Here is a 1,636-nt window from a genome sequence, read left to right as displayed (position 1 = left end):
TGAGTTACATCATGCCTTAAAAATGAGTCCAGATTATCAAGCCTTACCCGCCAAAGTAAGTCAGTTAGTATTAAAGCAAGTAGAAAAAACCTTTAAATCTTACCAAAAAGCGAAAGAACAATCCAAAAAATCGCCAGATAAATTTACAGGAGAGCCTAAGTTGCCAAGATACAAAGACAAGGAAAAAGGTAGAAACGTTTTAACTTATAACTATCAAGCCATTTCTCAAAAAGCGTTGAAGCAAGGTTTAATCAAGCTATCAGGGACTAATTGAGAATTTAAAACTAATTTAAAGGAAGTCTTAGAGGTCAGGATTATTCCTAAATTGGGTGCTTATTGTTTAGAGATTGTCTATGAACAACCATCCTCATCAAGTCAAGAGGGAGAAAGATATGCTTTTATCGATTTAGGCTTAAATAACCTAGCTGCTGTTACCTCTAATATTCCCGAATTTCAGCCAACTTTAGTATGTGGAAAAGCCTGAAAATCCTGCCATCAAAAGTACAACAAGACACTAGCTAAACTCAAATCGGAATTACCCAGTCTACAGAAGACCAGTAAAAGAATACAAGGTTTAACTTTAAAGCGTAATTGCCAGGTGGATTATTACCTCCACACCGCTAGTAAATATATTATTGATAAATTACTAGCTCATCAAATTAACCTTTTAGTTATTGGTCATAATCAAGGCGGTCAACAAAACATTAATATTGGAGATAGAAATAACCAGTCATTCGTAAATATTCCTCATTCAAGGTTGATCGAACAACTTACCTATAAAGCAAATTTAGTAGGAATAGAGGTCAAAACAACTAATGAAAGCTATACCTCTAAATGTAGTTTCTTGGACTTAGAGTCTATTCAAAAGCAAAAAAGCTATTTAGGCAAGAGAATTAAAAGAGGACTATTCAGAAGCTCGTCGGGTTATTTCTATGGAGCAGATATTAATGGTTCCTTAAATATTGGAAGAAAGGTAGTCGGAGAGGCCGCCTTTAGCGGGAATCCGATAGAGAGGTTCGTAGTTAACCCAGTACGGGTCAAAGCGTACAAAGCTAATTCTAGATGCAATATTTGCGTACAGAATTAGTAACTATTAGGACTATTTTGCGGAAGAGACTATCAGTATAAAACTCGTTTCCACACAGAAACCAGAATATCCCAGCAAAAATAAATTCAGAACGATTTTGCGCCGTTTCAGCGATCACTAAAATTGTTAAGAATTGTACAACCCTCTTGTTATAAGGCTTTTTATGTCTGTAGTTTAGACTAAAAAATTCGCCTAAAAATAATCCAGCCTTATGAAAATAGCGCCAATTCAAAAATCTTGAAGCAAAAAGTAGAGTTAGGATGCTTTTGTTGCCGATTTTTTAGGGGTTGAATGTCGTTTTTTCACAGTAGGATAGGTCTTTCTTTTACTGCGAGTCTTCCCTTTTTCCCCTGACAGGGGGACAAGCAAGCTGAAAAGCTTATGTAGCATAAAATACAGACACAGACTCCAAAAAAAGATAAGTCATATTTACCATATATGACCTAAATAACGAAAATGATAAGTGAACTATACCAGAAAGTGTTAGAAAATGAACTGGGACGAGCCAGATATCTACTGTTGTTAATGATAGTTGGAACCTTGCAAATA

At 35.4% G+C, this 1,636-nt stretch carries 2 protein-coding genes and 1 pseudogene; all 3 read left to right on the top strand.

The window, feature by feature from the left end; all coding sequences use genetic code 11:
* Positions 1-274 (top strand): annotated as a pseudogene (locus PX636_RS10350) (transposase); the annotation flags it as partial.
* A 51-nt stretch (positions 275-325) separates the two neighbouring features.
* Entirely contained in the window at positions 326-484 is a 159-nt protein-coding gene (locus PX636_RS10345) for a hypothetical protein (RefSeq protein ID WP_002799508.1), read from the top strand.
* A 114-nt stretch (positions 485-598) separates the two neighbouring features.
* Positions 599-1,087 carry an IS200/IS605 family accessory protein TnpB-related protein gene (locus tag PX636_RS10340; RefSeq protein ID WP_288117045.1) on the top strand — a complete coding sequence of 163 codons (489 nt, stop codon included), beginning with the start codon at positions 599-601 and terminating at the stop codon, positions 1,085-1,087.
* Positions 1,088-1,636 lie beyond the last annotated feature (549 nt).

Origin of the sequence: Microcystis sp. M53598_WE2 (genome assembly GCF_030067735.1) — a bacterium.
Classification (GTDB): domain Bacteria; phylum Cyanobacteriota; class Cyanobacteriia; order Cyanobacteriales; family Microcystaceae; genus Microcystis; species Microcystis aeruginosa.
Note: the sequence above shows the minus strand (reverse complement) of the source record. Positions and strands in the feature narration are given on the sequence as shown.